19 protein-coding genes are annotated in these 18,542 nt (G+C 43.8%); 6 read left to right on the top strand and 13 right to left on the bottom strand.

The window, feature by feature from the left end:
• Positions 1-84: 84 nt before the first annotated feature.
• The 6 genes from EAE90_RS23615 to EAE90_RS02925 form a co-directional block, all read right to left on the bottom strand.
• Positions 85-1,698: an RCC1 domain-containing protein gene (locus tag EAE90_RS23615; RefSeq protein WP_246550273.1), complete on the bottom strand. Its 1,614-nt coding sequence runs from the start codon at positions 1,696-1,698 to the stop codon at positions 85-87.
• A gap of 801 nt (positions 1,699-2,499) precedes the next feature.
• On the bottom strand, positions 2,500-3,918 hold the full coding sequence (locus EAE90_RS02905) for an RCC1 domain-containing protein (RefSeq protein ID WP_214052197.1): 1,419 nt from the start codon (positions 3,916-3,918) through the stop codon (positions 2,500-2,502).
• Between the two features lie 81 nt (positions 3,919-3,999).
• A complete protein-coding gene (locus EAE90_RS02910) occupies positions 4,000-4,701 on the bottom strand; it encodes an RCC1 domain-containing protein (RefSeq protein ID WP_051560783.1) in 702 nt (233 codons plus the stop codon).
• A gap of 564 nt (positions 4,702-5,265) precedes the next feature.
• Complete coding sequence (locus EAE90_RS02915) at positions 5,266-6,603, bottom strand: RCC1 domain-containing protein (RefSeq protein ID WP_214052198.1); 1,338 nt, start codon at positions 6,601-6,603, stop codon at positions 5,266-5,268.
• 81 nt (positions 6,604-6,684) lie between these two features.
• Entirely contained in the window at positions 6,685-7,995 is a 1,311-nt protein-coding gene (locus EAE90_RS02920; protein WP_214052199.1) for an RCC1 domain-containing protein, read from the bottom strand.
• Positions 7,996-8,624: 629 nt separating this feature from the next.
• Positions 8,625-8,834 carry an antitoxin PaaA2 family protein gene (locus tag EAE90_RS02925; protein ID WP_214052200.1) on the bottom strand — a complete coding sequence of 70 codons (210 nt, stop codon included), beginning with the start codon at positions 8,832-8,834 and terminating at the stop codon, positions 8,625-8,627.
• A gap of 606 nt (positions 8,835-9,440) precedes the next feature.
• On the opposite strand from EAE90_RS02925, the gene EAE90_RS02930 reads away from it, so the two are divergent.
• On the top strand, positions 9,441-9,695 hold the full coding sequence (locus EAE90_RS02930) for a hypothetical protein (RefSeq protein ID WP_214052201.1): 255 nt from the start codon (positions 9,441-9,443) through the stop codon (positions 9,693-9,695).
• Positions 9,696-9,917: 222 nt separating this feature from the next.
• Here the strand turns inward: EAE90_RS02930 and EAE90_RS02935 are convergent, their stop codons facing one another.
• Complete coding sequence (locus tag EAE90_RS02935) at positions 9,918-10,196, bottom strand: helix-turn-helix domain-containing protein (protein ID WP_214052202.1); 279 nt, start codon at positions 10,194-10,196, stop codon at positions 9,918-9,920.
• Complete coding sequence (locus tag EAE90_RS02940; RefSeq protein ID WP_214052203.1) at positions 10,193-10,513, bottom strand: type II toxin-antitoxin system RelE/ParE family toxin; 321 nt, start codon at positions 10,511-10,513, stop codon at positions 10,193-10,195. The genes EAE90_RS02935 and EAE90_RS02940 overlap by 4 nt, the downstream gene beginning before the upstream one ends.
• 468 nt (positions 10,514-10,981) lie before the next feature.
• Between EAE90_RS02940 and EAE90_RS02945 the strand changes: the two genes are divergently transcribed.
• Entirely contained in the window at positions 10,982-11,236 is a 255-nt protein-coding gene (locus tag EAE90_RS02945) for a hypothetical protein (RefSeq protein ID WP_036779861.1), read from the top strand.
• Entirely contained in the window at positions 11,233-11,835 is a 603-nt protein-coding gene (locus EAE90_RS02950) for an ATPase (protein ID WP_036779860.1), read from the top strand. Before EAE90_RS02945 ends, EAE90_RS02950 begins: the two co-directional genes overlap by 4 nt.
• A 205-nt stretch (positions 11,836-12,040) precedes the next feature.
• Here the strand turns inward: EAE90_RS02950 and EAE90_RS02955 are convergent, their stop codons facing one another.
• On the bottom strand, positions 12,041-12,466 hold the full coding sequence (locus EAE90_RS02955; RefSeq protein ID WP_339920649.1) for a group II intron maturase-specific domain-containing protein: 426 nt from the start codon (positions 12,464-12,466) through the stop codon (positions 12,041-12,043).
• Between the two features lie 79 nt (positions 12,467-12,545).
• Between EAE90_RS02955 and EAE90_RS02960 the strand changes: the two genes are divergently transcribed.
• Positions 12,546-12,785 carry a hypothetical protein gene (locus EAE90_RS02960; RefSeq protein ID WP_214052204.1) on the top strand — a complete coding sequence of 80 codons (240 nt, stop codon included), beginning with the start codon at positions 12,546-12,548 and terminating at the stop codon, positions 12,783-12,785.
• Positions 12,786-12,855: 70 nt separating this feature from the next.
• Here EAE90_RS02960 and EAE90_RS02965 read toward each other — a convergent pair whose 3' ends face one another.
• Together EAE90_RS02965 and EAE90_RS02970 are read right to left on the bottom strand one after the other, a co-directional pair.
• Entirely contained in the window at positions 12,856-13,179 is a 324-nt protein-coding gene (locus EAE90_RS02965) for a CcdB family protein (RefSeq protein ID WP_214052205.1), read from the bottom strand.
• Positions 13,179-13,439, bottom strand: coding sequence for a type II toxin-antitoxin system CcdA family antitoxin (locus EAE90_RS02970; protein ID WP_214052206.1), 261 nt, complete (start codon positions 13,437-13,439; stop codon positions 13,179-13,181). The genes EAE90_RS02965 and EAE90_RS02970 overlap by 1 nt, the downstream gene beginning before the upstream one ends.
• Positions 13,440-13,595: 156 nt before the next feature.
• Between EAE90_RS02970 and ligB the strand changes: the two genes are divergently transcribed.
• Positions 13,596-15,476 carry an NAD-dependent DNA ligase LigB gene (gene ligB, locus EAE90_RS02975; RefSeq protein ID WP_246550275.1) on the top strand — a complete coding sequence of 627 codons (1,881 nt, stop codon included), beginning with the start codon at positions 13,596-13,598 and terminating at the stop codon, positions 15,474-15,476.
• Here the strand turns inward: ligB and EAE90_RS02980 are convergent.
• Complete coding sequence (locus EAE90_RS02980) at positions 15,470-16,087, bottom strand: trimeric intracellular cation channel family protein (protein ID WP_214052207.1); 618 nt, start codon at positions 16,085-16,087, stop codon at positions 15,470-15,472. The genes ligB and EAE90_RS02980 overlap by 7 nt on opposite strands.
• Before the next feature lie 134 nt (positions 16,088-16,221).
• On the opposite strand from EAE90_RS02980, the gene EAE90_RS02985 reads away from it, so the two are divergent.
• Positions 16,222-17,511, top strand: a complete 1,290-nt coding sequence (locus tag EAE90_RS02985) for a YidR family protein (RefSeq protein ID WP_214052208.1) — start codon at positions 16,222-16,224, stop codon at positions 17,509-17,511.
• 68 nt (positions 17,512-17,579) lie between these two features.
• Here EAE90_RS02985 and EAE90_RS02990 read toward each other — a convergent pair whose 3' ends face one another.
• The gene (locus EAE90_RS02990; protein WP_214052209.1) at positions 17,580-17,900 is read right to left on the bottom strand and encodes a YceK/YidQ family lipoprotein; all 321 of its coding nucleotides are present in this window, start codon (positions 17,898-17,900) and stop codon (positions 17,580-17,582) included.
• Positions 17,901-18,542: the final 642 nt, after the last annotated feature.

The following is an 18,542-nucleotide window of genomic DNA, read 5'->3' on the forward strand; positions in this document are numbered from 1 at the left end:
AACGGAATAAACGATAGGCTGAACCGAGGAATTATGGCTCAGCCTTGGTTTTCGTGTTTTTTAGTCATTCATAATAACAAGGGATCAATCATCATATTCGCTATGTACTATATTGTCTCCCATATCCAACAGATCCCAGGCTAATCTTTGACCATTTGCCCGTAAGACGGTGAATGCGCTGCTGGATGCACTTAGGCTGATGATATCTTGTAGTTGGGTTATTCCAGGTGGTATCTGGATATTAAGCTCTTTGAACCCCCAAGCGACCACGCTACGATTTGCTCGTAGAGCTGCGAAAGCATAATGACCTCGTGAGGAATCATCAAGATCGGTTGTACTCAGGCTGACGATATCCTTTAATTTGGCAATCTCGGGTGGGACACTAATAAGACCCCAGGAGACCACACTGCGGTCTGCCCGTAGAGCTATAAATGTGTTCCTTGATGAGTATAGGCTGACGATATCCTTTAATGCGGCAATTTCGGGTGGAATCTGACCACCAGAGCTTGGGTCCCCCCAGGCGACGACACTGCGATCGGTACGCAAAGCGGCGAAAGCACCATTTGTTGCACTTAAGCTGACAATATCCCGTAATGCGGCAATTTCTGGTGGGACTTGGCCGCCATAGTTTTGATGCCCCCAAGCGACCACGCTACGGTTTGCCCGCAGGGCGGCTACAGCATAGGTTGTTACATCTAGGTGGATAATATCCTGCCAATTTGCAATTTCAGGAGGTATGGAATACCCGGGCCAGGTGACTACGCTGAGGTCTGCTCGCCTGGCGATGAAAATGTTATTTATTGAACTGAGACTGATAATATCCTGTAATTTGGCAATATCGGGCGGAACTCGCACTTTTCCCCAAGAAACCACGCTGCCGTTTGCCCTAAGGGCGGTAAAAGTATCATTTGTGAAGCTATATAGTATATTCATTTTGTACTTGCCACGGTTGTCATCTCCGCAAGAGTATTGAGTACGGTCTGGCCACCAGGCTGCACAGACACTATCCGAAATGTTATGTATTGAACTTATGCTTATAATGTCCTTTAATTCAGCAATTTCTGCTGGTAATTTGCCGCCATATTTCTGATCTCCCCAAGCGACTACACTACCGTCTGCCCGTAGGGCAGAGAAAGCATAATTCGTTGAACTCAGGCTGACAATATCCTGTAATTTAGCAATTTCTTCTGGAAGAGTGCCGCCATACCTCTCATCTCCCCAAGCGACCACGCTGCGGTCTGCCCGCAGGGCTGCGAATGCATAACCTGTTGAACTCAGGCTGACGATATCCTGTAATTTGGCAATTTCTGGCGGTATAGAGCCGCCGCCGCTCTCATCTCCCCAGGCGACCATTCTGCCATTTGTTAATAACATGGCGGTTGCGGTGTAAGTGGAGGTGATGGAGACCTTGTTATCTTTCCCATTGATTATTGGTTGCCCGAGAGATTTGAATGTGTATTCTGCGTCCCAGGGGGGAGTCGCGGGGTACCTTAGGTCTGGTGTTGGTTTACTGGGGTATTCAGTAGCAGCCAATACCGAGGTGAAAAAAAGCGCTCCTATAGATACGCACATTACCCATGCCGACCACCGGCGATTTCGGCTAACATTCTGCTTCACTCTATTGATGAACGTTTTTTCAGTATTCATCGGATACTCTGGCGGGGATTGTTCCCCGGTTGGCATATTAAAAATTTTCATTCTCTGTGATAACCCTGTCCCGGCCAGATTACATTGGCCTTTTAAGGGGCCTCCTTCTTTAAAGGATTATTTTCTGCATCGGATTACCCGTGCAGGCCATTATTACAGATTGCATTCATATAAGGGTATTGCTGGAACTTATGTTTGAGGAGAAATCATCTTGATGCATATTACCCTCCTAAATTTAAGGTGGTATTGGATTGACCTTACCCACAGGGAGTTTGTTAATAAATTCTAGATTCTGTTTGGGTTAAGCTGATTTTCTATTGCGACTAATAAAACATAAATAAGTTTAGCAATTCTTTAAAAAAAAGATAATAGAAACAGCAAAAAATTAACAGAATGTGATAGTGAAAATTTATTATTTGATAACTATAGGTTAACGCTAAATCCGATTGTGAGTGATGGTTTTTAAGATTATTTTTACAGGTAAATGACAATAATGAGATTTAGGCGTGAGAATTTGTCGGGGATATGTGTCTTATGACTATTATTTATTACCTGTACGAGTAACTTAATTTATTAATAATTTATTGTAAGTCGGTAAATAAGGCGTTGCTAAGTTTTCGTCGTAATTATATTTTTGTGTGGTTTGTAAAAAATCAGTTATTTTGGGTTTTTGATATTTATTTTTCGAACTGTTTCGTAAAGTTATTTTTTTTAATCTTTACTTGCAAGCTGATTTTGCTAATAACAGCGGGTGGGTGAGATGATCTTTAAAATGGAATAAGCGATAGGCTGAACCGAGGTATTATGGTTCAGCCTTGGTTTTGGTGTGTTTTAATGATTCATAATAATGTATTAATCATCGTATTCGCTATGTACTATATTATACCCCCTATCCAAAAGATCCCAGGCTAATCTTTGGCCATTCGCCCGTAAGACGGCGAATGCGCTGCTTGATGAACTTAGGCTGATGATATCTTGTAGTTGGGCTATTCCAGGTGGTATCTGGATATTAAGATCTGTGAACCCCCAAGAGACCACGCTACCGTTTGCCCGTAGAGCCGCGAAAGCATAATTACCTTGATCCGCGGAATCATCAAGATCGGTAGTTTTCAAGCTGACGATATCTTTTAATTTGGCAATCTCGGGTGGGACACTAATAAGACCCCAGGAGACCACACTGCGGTCTGCCCGTAGAGCTATAAATGTGTTCCTTGATGAATATAGGCTGACGATATCTTTTAATATGGCAATTGCGGGTGGAACCTGACCACCAGAGCCCGGGTCCCCCCAGGCGACGACACTGCGATCGGTACGCAAAGCGGCGCAAGCGCCATTTGTTGCACTTAAGCTGACAATATCCCGTAATGCGGCAATTTCTGGTGGGACTTGGCCGCCATAGTTTTGATGCCCCCAAGCGACCACGCTACCGTTTGCCCGCAGGGCGGCTACAGCATAGGTTGTTACATCTAGGTGGATAATATCCTGCCAATTTGCAATTTCAGGAGGTATGGGATACCCGGGCCAGGTGACTACGCTGAGGTCTGCTCGCCGGGCGATGAAAATGTTATTTATTGAACTGAGACTGATAATATCCTCTAGCTTGCTAATATCTGACGGAACAGGGACTTTTCCCCAAGAGACCACCTTGCCGTTTGCCCTAAGGGCGGCAAAGGTATCATTGGTGAAGTTATATACTGTAACGGGCCTGTGCCCGCCATGGTTGTCGTAATCTCCGCAATCGAATTGATCACGGTCTGGCCACCAGGCTGCACAGACACTATCCGAAATGCTATGTATTGAACTTATGCTTATAATGTCCTTTAATTTAGCGATTTCTGCTGGTAATTTGCCGCCATATGCGTAACCTGTATGACCTCCCCAAGCGACTACACTACCGTTTGCCCGTAAGGCTGCGAATGCGCAATTTGTTGAACTCAGGCTGACAATATCCTGTAATTTAGCAATTTCTGGTGGTAGATTGCCGCCATACTGATCATCTCCCCAAGCAACCACGCTACGGTCTGCCCGCAGGGCTGCAAATGCGTAACCTGTTGATCTCAGGCTGACGATATCCTGTAATTGGGCAATTTCTGGCGGTATAGCGCCTCCACAGCTCTCCTCTCCCCAAGCGACTATTCTGCCGTTTGTTAATAGCATGGCGCTCGCAGTGTAAGTTGAGGCGATGGAGGATTTGTTGTCAAAGTGACTACATATCCCATCTCCAGATTGCTGGTATAGTTTGTTTGGTGAGAACTCGTTATCTGGGTTCATATTATTCTCCTAATAAGGTTATATCGGATTGACCTTACCCGCAGGGAATCTGTACCGTAAAACCTCTGCTTAATGGATTAATTAATAGTCGTATTCGTAATGTAATTTATTATCATTAGCCGAACCCCAGCCAACTCTCTGACCATCGGCCCGCAGTACGGTAAATGAGTTTCTTGATGCATTTAGGCTAACGATATCTTGTAACCGAGCTATCCCGAGTGGGACTTGATTGCCTTGATAATTGCCATGTCCCCAGGCAACGACGCTGCCGTTTACCCGTAGGGCGGCAAATGCGGTTTCTGTTGTGCTGATACTGACAATATCTTGCAATGCGGCAATTTCGGGTGGGGTTTTGATGTCACTACCTCCCCAGACGACGACACTGCGATCTGCCCGTAGGGCCGCGAAAGCCTTCGATGTTGTGTACAGACTGACGATATCTTGTAATTGGGCAATTTCTGGCGGGAGTTGACCACCGTTACCTTCGTTGTTGTTTCCCCAAGCGACCACGCTCCAGTTTTTCCGTAGAGCCGCGAAAGCATCATCTGTTGCACTTAGGCTAACGATATCCCGTAATTGGGCAATGTCGGGTGGGATCTGACTACTGGGGTCATTTCCCCAAGCTATCACTCTGCCATTTGGCAATAACATGGCGGTTGCCCCTCTGGTAGAAGCGATAGGCATATTATCATCAGCGTGACTACTCCTGTTTGGTTGCCAATATTGTTTTGTAGGATTACCGCCAGTATCCATGTTTGGTGAGGGATCGTTATTTTGATTCATATTATTCTCCTAATGATGGTTATATCGGATTGACCTTTTTACCTGCATTACCCACAAGGGAATCTATGCCATAAAACCTATCCTTTGTGGGTTAAGCTGAATGTCTACTGCAATTTAATACAAACCGTTCTTTGATGAATAAGATAATAGGAAAATTTATCGGCTGATAACTATAGGTTAATACTAAATTGATTTTTTGGTAGTTGGTTTTAGATTATTTTTTATCGATAAGTGATGAAGGTTAAAATTATGAGGCTTGAACGACGGAATTTAGAGGCAATGTACATCTTTATGGCTATTGATTAATACATGAATATGTAACCTACTTTACTAAGTAATAATTGTAAAGCAAAGAGTAAAAATCACTAGGGTGATGGTTGTAATATTTTTTCCCAAATTGTTTGGTGGAATTGTTTTATTTTGATTTTTATTTGAAGGTTTATTTTGGTAATGACAGAGAATGGGTAAGTTGATATTTTAAATGGAATAAACGATAGGCTGAACCGAGGTATTATGGTCCAGCCTTAGTTTTCGTGTTTTTTAATGATTCATAATGACAATGGGTTAATCATCATATTCGCTATGTACTATTCTATCTCCTTGATACACATGAACATCCCAGCCTAATCTTTCTCCATTTGCTCGTAGGACTGAGAATGCATTTCCTGATGCCTCCAGGCTGACTATATCCCGTAGTCGGGCTATTCCGGGTGGGACTTGGTAGCCACTATTTTTATATCCCCAGGTGACCACGCTGCCGTTAGCTCGTAGAACCGCGAAAGCATCCTTTGCTGCACTCAGACTGACAATATCCTTTAATTTGGCGATTTCGGGGGGAACGCTGATAACATCTGCTTCATCATCGCCCCTATCACCCCAGGCAACCACACTGCGGTCTGCCCGTAGGGCAACGAAGCTTTTACTTGCTGCTTGCACACTGACGATATCTTTTAATACGGCAATTTCAGGTGGGAGTATTCCCCCCCCAATTTTACTACCCCAGACAACTATACTGCGGTCTGCCCGTAAGGCTGCGAAAGCAAGCACTGAGGCACTCAGGCTGACAATATCCCGTAATTTAGCGATTTCGGATGGGGGCTGTCCTTCAACTCCCCAGGAGACTACGCTACCATTTGCCCGCAGGGCAGCGAAGGTACCTAATGTTGAACTCAGACTGACGATATCCTGTAGTTTGGCTATGTCGGGCGGGACCAGACTGCCCCAGTTTTCAGAGCCCCATGCAACCACGCTGCGGTTTGCCCGCAAGGCGGCGAAAGCAAGATATGTTGAACTTATACTGACAATATCTTGTAATTTGGCGATGTCGGGCGGGATTTGACCGACATATCTCTGATCTCCCCAAGAGACCACGCTGCGGTTTGCCCGTAAGGCGGCGAATGTACCGTGTGTTGTACTGATACTGACAATATCCTGTAATTTGGCAATTTCTGGTGGGACTGAGATACCGTTTCCCCAAGCGACCACACTGCGATTTGCCCGTAGGGCCGTGAAAGTGCGTGATGCTGAACTCAGACTGACAATATCTTGTAACTTGGCGATGTCGGGCGGGACCTGACCGCCATATTTCTTCTCTCCCCAGGCGACCACACTGCCGTTTGCCCGCAGAGCCGCGAAAGCAGAATATGCTGAACTTATACTGACAATATCCTGCAATTGAGTAATTTCTGGCGGAATTTGGCCGCCAAAACGTTCATCTCCCCAAGCGATCACTCTGCCATTTGGCAATAACATGGCGCTGGTGTCGTGAGTGCTAGTGGAGACGATGGAGATATGGTCGTCAGAGCGACTATTACCGTATACTCCACCGAACTCGGACCAGTCTTGATTAAAAGAATGATTGTGGATATTCATGTGTAATGAGGGATCGTTATTCTGGTTCATATTATGCTCCTGATAGGGTCATATCGGATTTACCTTACCCACAAGGGGTTTGTACCGTAAGACTTCTGCCCAATAGGTTAATTAATTTTGATATTCATGATGCACGTTATTATCGTAAGCAGAACCCCAGGCCGCTTTCCGACCATTGGCCCGCAATACGGAGAATGAGTTTCTTGATGCATTCAGGCTGACGATATCTTGTAATCGGGCTATCCCGGATGGAACTTGGTTGCCTTGATAACTGTCATATCCCCAGGCAACGACGCTGCCGTTCGCCCGTAGGGCGGCAAATGCGGTTTCTGTCGCGCTGATACTGACAATATCCTGTAATGCGGCAATTTCGGGTGGAACTGAGATATCGTTACGCCCCCAGACGACCACACTGCGGTTTGCTCGTAGAGCCGCGAAAGCCCCCGATGTTGTACACAGACTGACGATATCTTGTAGCTGGGCGATTTCTGGCGGAAGACTGCCACCAGAATATTGGCTTCCCCAAGCGACGACACTGTGATTTGCCCGCAGGGCGGCAAACGCGGTTCCTGTAGCGCTGATACTGACGATATCTCGCAATTTAGCGATTTCTGGCGGGACTTGATTGCCCGAATTTTCGAACCCCCAAGCGACGACGCTGCGATTTGACCGTAGGACCGCGAAAGCAGCATCTGTTGCACTGATACTGACAACATCCTGTAGTTGGGCAATGTCGGGTGGGATCTGCCCGCCCCAATTTTCATGTCCCCAAGTGACGACGCTGCGATTTGCCCGCAGGGCGGCAAATGCTTTTGTTGTTGAACTCAGGCTGACAATATCCTTCCTGCTGGCAATCTCAGGTGGTATCTGGCCGCCGGAATATTCATCGCCCCACGCGACGATGCTACTGTTTTCCCGTAGAGCCGCGAAAGCGGAGCCTGTTGTATTTAGGCTGACAATATCCTGCAACTGGGCAATGTCGGATGGGATTTTGCCGCCTGATTTTTCATCGCCCCAGGCGACCACACTACCGTTTGCCCGCAGGGCAGCGAAAGCAGAGACTGTGGCTTTCAAACTGATAATATCCGTTAATTGGGCCATTTCAGTTGGGATTTTCCCGCCATTATCCTCGTTTCCCCAAGTCACCACGCTACGGTTTTTCCGCAGAGCGGCGAAAGCATTATTTGTTGCACTGAGACTGACGATATCCTGCAATTCGGCAATGTCGGGTGGGATTTTGCTACTGTAATCATTTCCCCAAGCCATCACTCTGCCGGTTGGCAATAACATCGCCGTTGACTCGTTATTAGAGACGATGGAAGTACTATTATCAGAATAGCTATTCCTGTCCGGTTGCCAATATTGCTTGATAGGATTACTGCCAATATCCATGTTTGGTGAGGGATCGTTATTTTGATTCATATTATTTTCCTAATGATGGTGATATTGGATTGACCTTTTTACCCACAAGGGAATCTATGCCATAAAACCTATCCTTTGTGGGTTAAGCTGAATTTATATTGCAACTTAGAGAGAGGTTATCGGCTAATAACTTTAGGTTAATACTAAATTGATTTTTTGGTAGTTGGTTTTGGATTATTTTTTATCGATAAGTGATGAAGGTTAAAATTATGAGGCTTGAACGACGGAATTTAGAGGCAATGTACATCTTTATGGCTATTGATTAATACATGAATATGTAACCTACTTTACTAAGTAATAATTGTAAAGCAAAGAGTAAAAATCACTAGGGTGATGGTTGTAATATTTTTCCCCAAATTGTTTGGTGGAATTGTTTTATTTTGATTTTTATTTGAAGGTTTATTTTGGTAATGACAGAGGGCGATGAAATTAAAAATTAATATGTGATAGGCTGAGTCATTATATTTGGTTGAATCATTGATTAATAGTTCACAATAACAAAATAATACTTAATAGATTCGCTAATAATATCTCCATACGCTTTGTCGTTAAATCTTCTCTATCCTAATTTTTGCTTATTTGTCTGCAAGACTGCAAATTAGCTAAAGCCATTAGCTTCCATTCACACTTCATGATATCCCCTTACGTAGAGCTGCTTTCTTGGCAGCAAATAGTGCTTTAGCCTCCCCATAAGGAACGTTGGGGTAGGGATCGTCGAGGGCGGCCTGAACCTGCTTACGGAACCATGCATCATAGGTAGCTGCTTTATGTACCCGTTTCTGCGCTTCCGCACAGTCCGGCCGGTTTAGTGTGGAATTATTAATTATCTTTGTTACCATAAACGTTCTCCTGAGTTATTGTATGGCAAGTATTTAGAGTAGCATATGCATTTAATTATTAATTTCAATGCAATAAATAGTTAAATGAGTCAGGTTCTCACCGTAATTACCTGTTTTGTGCAGTATATAAAAAAGTCTGTTGCTTGGGGATTTCAGGTAGTTATTCTTCGAACCGCTTCGCAAAGTTATTATCTCTGCCTTGGATAGCATCTCTTTATCCTCTATTTTGCTGTTATGCATGGATAGCCAGGGAGCAACGGATGCTTAATTTATTGATATTGGTTCTGTTTATTGTTTTCAGTACACCGAGAGTTGCGGCTGAAACATCAGACACAGGGAAAAGTTACCCTGATTGAGCGGGTATTTTTTACATGGTGATATATTCAGAGGCTATGATCTTTCGATTACTAACCCGTAATTAGATGAATGTGTTAGAAATAGTGTAAGAAAAATAAAGTAATGAACAAAAAAGAGGTTGTCCGGGGTAAGAATGGAATTTACACTGCATTCTATGGTGTATAATTTATCAACAGTTATTGCCTTAATATCATTAAGTTAATTTTATTCTGTCATAAGTTTGTGGTGCAAATTACAGGGGGTACAGTGATGAGGCTTGAACTGCAAAATTTAGATGAAATGTCACCGGCGCAAGAGCAGACTTTTATGACCATCTTCGATGCTCAATTGGCAAATGACGATGGTTCAGAGGCGTGCTCTCACCTCAATTCTGGTGAACCAATTTATTATGCGGAGTTTGACACTCTAGCAGGGATGGTTATTAAGGAATACCCAGGTGGCCGTAAAGAATTGGTGAGTTTTATGAGTGGTACCGAGCAGGTAGTTGAGGTTTTGGAAGCATGACGCATCGGCCTCAGCTATGGGTTATTGCGGGGCCTAATGGAGCGGGCAATCGATACTGGTTCGACGTCATCTAACTGGCAAGGTTCCTGTAGTAAATTCCGATGATATAGAAAGAGAATTCACTCTGCATAATCTATCGTTGAAAGACGCGGATGTATCTGGTTGTTATAAAAGAAAACAAATATGAAAAACACCCGAAGATGCTTTTCTATATCGTTTGGATTAAATTGTTTTGAAGCCAAAATGCAGTTCACAATTGCAAGCTTTGGCGTAGTTCAATAGTGTCTTAAGTGTTGGGTTTCCATTTCCTTTTTCAAGCCTGGAAATATTCGCTTCTTTTGTTCCCATACGCTGTGCAACTTGGTTTTGCGTTAGACCAGCAGCATGCCGCATGCGTAATAGAGTATTAATTAGCTCGAATTCTGGTTCTAGCGCATCATACTCAGCTTTTACATCTGGGTTAGCTAATGCTTTGGATTTTAGAGACTTTAAGCTACTCATTTTGTAACCTCTTTCATTCGTTCATAAGCGAGATCAAGATCCTTTTTAGATATCTTCTGGTTTTTCTTAATAAATGCATGAAGGACAATGATGTTTGAACCTTGTAGATAGCAAAACAATCCGCGTCCAATACCTTCTTGTGCTTTGGCTCGAATCTCGAATAGACCTTTTCCCATTGACTTAGTGCGCGGCTCTCCAAGATTAGCACCATATTCTTCAATAAGTTCAAGCAGTTTTAGCATACGAGCCTGAATTCTGGGTGGCATATTGAGGATCGCATCCTCGACACCATCATAGAGCTCAATGTTCCAGTTCATATTCAATATTGCCCTAAAGCTTATCTTATATGATAAGCTTATGAGTTGCCAAACCTCTGTTTTCGATGAAAACCACAGGGGTGGGAGTTGTTATGGCAACCCTGAACTAAATATTAAATGCATCAGCTTTTCACCATAATATCCGCTCTATGCAGTATATAAAAAAGTCCATTACCTTGGGATTTCAGGCAGTTATTCCTTCGAACCGCTTCGCAAAGTTATTATTTCTGCCTTGGACAGTATCTCTTTATCCTCTATTGTGCCGTTATGCATGGATAGCTAAGGAGCAGCGGATGCTTAATTTATTGATGTAGTCACATGGATGTATCAGAAAAGAGTTGTCCTGGGTGGGAATGGAATTTACACTGCATACTATGGTGTGTAATTTATCTACAGTTGTTACCTTTATATTCATTAGTTAATTTTATTTGTCATAAGTTTGTGGCGCAAATTACAGGGGTTACAGCGATGAGGCTTGAACTGCAAAATTTGGATGAAATGTCACCGGCGCAAGAGCGCGCTTTTATGGCTATCTTTGATGCTCAATTGGCAAATGACGATGGTTCAGAGGCGCGTGCTCACCTTAATTCTGGTGAACCAATTTATTATGCGGAGTTTAACACTCCAGCAGGGATGGTGATTAAGGAATATCCAGGCGGCCGTAGGGAGCTGGTTAGTTTTATGAGTGGTACCGAGGAGGTAGTTGAGGTTTTGGAAGAGTGACGCATCGGCCTCAGCTATGGGTTATTGCAGGACCTAATGGAGCTGGCAAATCGACACTGGTTCGACGTCATCTAACTGGCAAGGTTCCTGTAGTAAATCCCGATGATATAGCACGAGAACTCAGCCCGCATAATCCATCACTGAAAAATGCGGAAGCGGGTCGGTTAGCTATCAAACAACGAGCGGTTTTTCTCCAAGAATGCCGCTCATTTGCTGTCGAGACGACTCTCACGGGTAAAGGAGAAATTAAGCTGATGGAGCTGGCTGTTAGTGCCGGTTACAAGGTTAACTTTATTTTCGTCGGTGTTCATGATGTGGGTTTGTCTGCCGCACGAGTGGCGCTTCGTGTAAGAGCGGGAGGGCATAATGTGCCAGTTGTCGATATATTCAGGCGCTATGATCGTTCTATAATTAACCTACCGCTGGCTATGAATATATCAGATAGGGTCTGGATTTTTGATAATAGCAATAAGCGCAGGCAGCTATTGTTGGCTCGGGACCGTGACAGAGTGAAGCAATTGGCCAGTTATTTACCTGAATGGTTTAGGCGTGCAGCCAGTAACGAAATCATTTCTGCTCAGAAATTAAAAAAATCGTAATAGCCTCACGATCAGCTAGAGCCATTGGCTTCCATTCCAACTCTATTATATCCCCTTAAGTAGGGCTGCTTTTTTGGCTGCAAACCGTGCTTTAATTTCCTCATGAGGAACGCAGGGGTGGGGATCATCGAGTCGAGTAGCCCGAGGGGATCTCACCCGCAGGCCCTCACGCAACCGGACATGAATCTCTCGATTCATCCGGCTCCTATCGTCCAGTCATACCAGCATGAGTAATCGGGCAATGAGCGAATAGACTAGGCCACCGAGCGACTACACGCTTTAGCCATGCCGTTGCCCGTGAAGCGCTACCCAGCCGTTTATATTTCCGTTTTGCCCATCGCACAAGAGCATAGTTCAGTTGATCCAAAACCGGAGCAAGCTTCGATCTATAAAATTTGCCATAGTAGTTGATCCAACCCCGTAAAACAGGGTTGAGACTATTAGCCAGTTCCTTGATCGATAACTGTGTCCATCGGTGCGTTTTCCATCTTCGAATTTTCTCCCGCATCGCCTTAGCTGCTTTCACACTGACAGCAGGTAGAAAGCTGAGGAACAGCGTAAATCCGTCATAAAGACGGTGGCGGCCTGAGAAGTGGGAAGCCTCGCCGTTTTTACGGCGGGGAGCAGTCACAGTAGCATATGCATTTAACTATTAATTGCAATGCGATAAATAGTTAAATGAGTCAGCTTTTCACCATGATATCCACGCTATGCAATATATAAAAAAGTTCGTTATCTTGGGATTTCAGAAAGTTATTCCTTCGAACCGCTTCGCAAAGTTATTATTTCTGTCTTGGACAGCCTCTATTTATCCTCTATTTTGCCGTTATGCATGGATAGCCAAGGAGCAACGGATGCTTAATTTATTGATGTTGATTCTGTTTATTGTTTTCAGTACATCGATAGTTGCGGCTGAGACATTGAATACAGAGAAAAATTGCCCGGATTGAGAGGGTATTTTTTACATTCTCCGCACGGAGGGGTCTGACGGTTCTAGTTATCTTTCTTCTCTTTGCGGGTTCAGGTGTTCGTTATGATGGCATCGAGGGCTGAGATAATTTCATTTCTGGATGAGGCTACGTTGCATACAAAATCTGATTTGTTGATTTTTTTTGCATCCAGAAACGTTATTGCCGGTGTAAATATATAATAACTATTATTATTAATGACCACCTGAGGGGTGATTCTTTTCTGGTTGAGGCTAATGTCATTTTTAGATGCCAGAGGGACAATAATCCTTGTTGTTAAATCATCAAAATAATCATTCTGGATAATAAGGTAAAACGGCCAAAGCCTGTTTGTTTTGGCCGATGGATTACGATACACATCAAATTGCTGTGGCATTACAGGCTCCCGAAAAATTCATCGTCTGTGAGCATTCCAGCTTTCGCCATGAATATGTTCATAGCCTGCATATCTTCTTTCTCTTTCTCTCTCTCATCCTGTTTAGCTTTTATAGCCTGAGCCAGAAGGATATCTAGTGTTGCTGAGAGATTCATGTCCATACTATGAGCTTTATCGACCAGTGAAGCCGTCAGGTACACGTTGGTGCTTCTTTTGGTGCTTCTTTTGGTGTTGTTACGGGGAGAGGTAACGGTATTCATGGTATTTACTCCTATGCGCAAAGGTATGCGCATAAGTATGATGGGTGACGGAAAAACAATCAAGTATCCTGCTTCTTGAAAGACTTAGAATTTAATTATTAATTGCAATGCAATAAATAGTTAAATGAATCAGGTTTTCACCATGATATCCACATTATGCAATATATAAAAAAGTTCGTTATCTTGGGATTTCAGAAAGTTATTCCTTCGAACCGCTTCGCAAAGTTATTATTTCTGCCTTGGATAGCTTCTATTTATCCTCTATTTTGCCGTTATGCATGGATAGCCAAGGAGCAACGGATGCTTAATTTATTGATATTGGTTCTATTTATTGTTTTCAGTACATCGATAGTTGCGGCTGAGACATTGAATACAGAGAAAGATTGTCCTGCATGGTCGCAGGATAAATTGCAACGTGAAACAAAAAGCTTGATGCAACAGCTGGCTCGATGGGATCAACTTTATCGTCAGAAAGGGATTAGCGAGATCGATGATGAAGTTTATGATCAATTAATGGCAGATCTAATTCATTGGCAACTCTGTCTGAAACAAGCACCTCATTCAGATTTTCCTGTAGTAGTTTTCCCCGAGAATAAGCGGGTTCATCCGGTTGCTCATACTGGATTAAATAAACTGAAAGACGAACAGGAAATTAACCGATGGTTACACGGCAGATTACCTGTCTGGTTACAGCCAAAGATTGATGGCGTGGCGGTAACATTGGTTTACCAGCAAGGGAAATTAGTTTCATTAATCAGCCGGGGTAATGGTTCTGAAGGTGTAGATTGGACAGCGAAAAGCCCATATATCGCCGAGATTCCCCAAGAGATAGAAAATGCACCGCCTTATATGGTACTGCAAGGGGAGCTTTTTCTGCATAAGGACGGGCATATACAGCAATCTTCTGGCAGTGATGGCGCTCGTAATCGTGTTGCGGGTTTAATGATGCGTAAGGAACATTCGCCAGAATTAAAGCAAGTTGGTTTGTTTATCTGGAGCTGGCCGGATGGCCCTATGGATATGGAAAGTAAATTGCGGAAATTAGCAGATATGGGCTTTCCATTAGCGCTTCGCTACAGCCATAAAATAGAGAAGCCAGAACAGGTACAGAAACTGCGGATGCATTATTTTGAACAACCTATGCCTTTTGCCACAGACGGTATCGTGCTGAAACAGGAAATTGAACCTAAAGGGAATCAATGGCGGTCTGGTTCCAACAGTTGGGCTGTGGCATGGAAACACCCTTTACGCCATCAGGTAACACAAGTCAGGGAAGTGAGCTTTACTATTGGCAGAACGGGCAAAATCTCCGTTGTGCTTGGGCTGGATAAGGTGAAATTGGATGACCGACAAGTCAGCCGAGTCAATATTGGTTCAGTCCGTCGTTGGCAACAGTTGAATGTGTTGCCGGGGGATCGGGTGACTCTCACGCTGGCAGGTCATGGTATTCCGAAATTAGCTCAAGTGGTGTGGCGGATTAAAGAGCGTCAGAATATTCAGCCGCCAGATAAGCAGCGTTATCATGCGCTGAGTTGCCTGACGTTAACGGCGGGCTGTGAACAACAGTTTAATGCGCGACTGAAATGGCTTGGCGAAAGTTTGCAAATGACAGGTGTCAGTAGCGGTAGTTGGGCAATGTTGACCGAACAGAAGTTGGTCACTGATTTGACCGGTTGGTTGGCGCTGTCAGTTCAACAAATTGCGGCCTTACCGGGAATTGGAGATAAACGGGCGCAGGCTATTTATTCACAATTCAGCAAGGCAAAAAATCAGCCTTTTTCCTATTGGATCAAAGGGATTGGAGTGCCTTATATGGATAAGCTATCTGACGATGTTGATCACTGGCAGCAACTGGAGCAGAAATTAGCCGGAGCACAGTTAAAACAGCAATTCACTCGCGGGCAAGTGAAAAAGTTGTCTGATTTTGTCAATGACACGCAGATTAAAGCAATTGCAGAGAAGCTGTCAGTGGCAGGAATTAAGGGGTTTGATCGGGAAAACGGGGTTGGGCCGAACCCCGTTGGTATGGCTCAGTGATCAGAATGTTCATAATTAAAGACAGGTAATCCAAGGCGGTAGCGAATAGCAACCAATCTTGCTGTCAGACCTGCGATTAGGGTAATCAGAACAATGCCATCCTGCGGTAATGGCGTATGTTGTAATCCGATGTATAGCCAGGCGGCGGTAAAAGAGACACCGGCATAAATCTCTTTCTGGAAAACCAACGGAATGGTGTTACACAGCATATCGCGTAACACGCCACCGAAAACACCGGTGATAACCGCTGAGATGGAGGCGATTATTGGGCCATAGTTCATATCCAAGGCAATTTGTGCGCCGAGAATGGAAAAAACAATCAAGCCAATGGCATCAAGGATAAGAAACAGACGGCGTAAATGCTTCATCATGGGGGCAACCCAAGTGGTTATCACGGCGGCACAGGCAACGGTGACAATATATTCAGGGTGTTTAACCCAACCGAGAGGGTAGTGCCCCAGAAGAATATCCCGAACAGAACCGCCGCCAATGGCGGTGACAGAAGCAATAATAATCACGCCGAACATATCCATTTTACGGCGGCCCGCAGCTAAAGCGCCGGTCATCGCTTCGGCAGTGATACCAATGATATAAAGAACACTCAGTAACATAGATTATTCGATGCGTATAACGTAAAAAGGTAAGAGTAATGTCGAAGTGGTAAAGTCTCGACTGAAATTTTTTAGTTCTATCCATTTCGGATTAATATTATTTATCCGAAAAGACCCGATGTAAGGATAATAAAATGGCCTTTCAGGAACGGCAAATCACGTTTGATAATCGCAGCCACCAGCTTACCAATATTAATGTCTGGACGCCAGACAGCCAGTGGTTAGTTTATGATGTTCGCCCTCATGGCGCTTCTTTTACCGGTTTAACGATAGAAAAAATTCATGTACACAGTGGCAAAACAGAAATTATCTATCAGGCTAAAGAGGGGGCTCATGTTGGCGTGGTGACAGTCAGCCCAACAGAACCTGTCCGCTATGCGTTTATTCACGGGCCTGAATGCCCAGATGAGCAATGGCATTACGATTTTCATCACCGGCGAGGGGTAATTGTCAGTGAAGATTTACCGGGAAAAGCGGTTACGCTGGATGCAATGGATATTACTGCCCCTTATACACCGGGCGCATTGCGCGGAGGCAGCCACGTTCATGTATTCAGCCCGGATGGCAGTCGTTTGAGTTTTACTTATAACGACCATGTTATGCATGAACTTGATCCAGCGCGGGATTTACGCAATATCGCTGTTGCTGTGCCCCTCAAATCAGTTAAACCACCTAAACACCATCCCCGTGAATATGATGGCAGCCATTTCTCCGTTGTCGTCAGTAGTACCACTTTTCAGCCGCAGCCAGGTAGTGATGAGATTAACCGTGCCTATGAAGAGTGTTGGGTAGGTCAAGCAGGATATCGTAAAGCGGATGGAAATTGGCAGCGTTGGGCGTTGGCATTTATTGGCGATACTATTTCTGCAACCGGGGAAAAAGTACCAGAAGTCTATATCGTTGATCTACCTGAACAGGATGCTGATTATGCAATAGCAGGGGAAAAACCATTGCAAGGTACGGAAACGACATTACCTGCACCGTCGGTTAATATCATGCAGCGTCGTCTGACATTGACCAATCATAAGCGTTGGCCGGGGGTAGTGAATAATCCACGCCACTGGTTGCGGGCTTCACCGGATGGTGAGCAGATTGGTTTTCTGATGAAAGATGACAATGGCATTGTGCAACTGTGGATAATATCGCCAAATGGTGGTGAACCTCGTCAAGTCACTCAGAGCCATTGTGATATTCAATCCGCTTTTAGTTGGGAAAATAGAGGGCGGTTTGTTGCTTTCATTTGCGATAACAGCGTGATGTTGTGTGATGTAAACAATGGTCAAATGCAGCGTTTAACAAAGCGTACAGAAAAAGCGCCTGCCGCGGATGCCGTTGTGATTTCACCGGATAACCATCATGTTGCTTTTATGCGTGAAGTTGATGGCTATATGCAAATTTTCCTGGTGGAAACAGGACTGAAATAGATATATTTGCCGCCAGTTCACGGCCTCTTCCTGCTGGTGGCAATAAATAAATCGAAACGGATTATCGATTAATTGTTTTTGGTTTGACTTTGTGCTTTTTCTATTTTTTCAATTCGCTCTTTTGGTGAATTTGCTGATTGATCTTCGTCAGATTTTATATAGTCATAAGGTAATAAGAGAGTATCTAATAGCGCGGAAAAGGGCAGGTCAATTGCGAGTAGTGGTTTCATTACCCAACCTGTATCTTGGTCTTTTAACATTTCAATGTCAGTTTTAGTGCCGGGATAATAACCGCGGCTAGGCCCTGAATGTGTCATGATGCTGGTACACCCGCTGATTAACAGCCATCCTAATGTGACGCAAAATAGAATTAATTTATTACTCTTCATCGGTTCTATCGATCTCGTATGGCTAAGCCGCTGAAATAATTCGCCCTTGAGTGAGTTTGTTGGGTGATCTTTATTTCCCCAAATTTATCCAAATCCCTTAACGAAGGGTTTTGACATCAATCACTATAATCACGTCACGCAACGTTGACCATAGCGTTGAGATCAAAAAGTCGTGAATTTTTTATGTAACAGGATTTTTTTCTGTTTTTTAATCAATAAAAATAATGCAGGTCATCATAATAATTTGAATGGTCTATAACTTAAATAATTTTTAAGGCTAAAACGATGTGACTTTTGTCTTAAGAACATTCTAAAGAGTGTTATGCTGCTTTCGGGGTAATAAGTCCTGATAGTTTGTGGGATTAACCACATAACAGCTATTTAATTTCTGACAGAATCAATGAGCAAGCAGGACTAATTTCCCGGTTTTGGTAAGAGCAGCGGGTTATTCGTAATTTCACATAATGAGATTGTCTGAGATGATCACTGTTCCAGATCACATAGTGATATAAATAGAGGCGCGCTTTTACTTTGATTGCCAGTAAACGAACAAAAACCCGCCTATTCAAGGCATTGGATTTAGAAATTTTTGATTGAATAGGGGCTGCTTAAGGAGAGTAGGCAAACAAGGAGTGTTTCTTT

Origin of the sequence: Photorhabdus caribbeanensis, assembly GCF_018448885.1 — a bacterium.
GTDB classification, from domain to species: domain Bacteria; phylum Pseudomonadota; class Gammaproteobacteria; order Enterobacterales; family Enterobacteriaceae; genus Photorhabdus; species Photorhabdus caribbeanensis.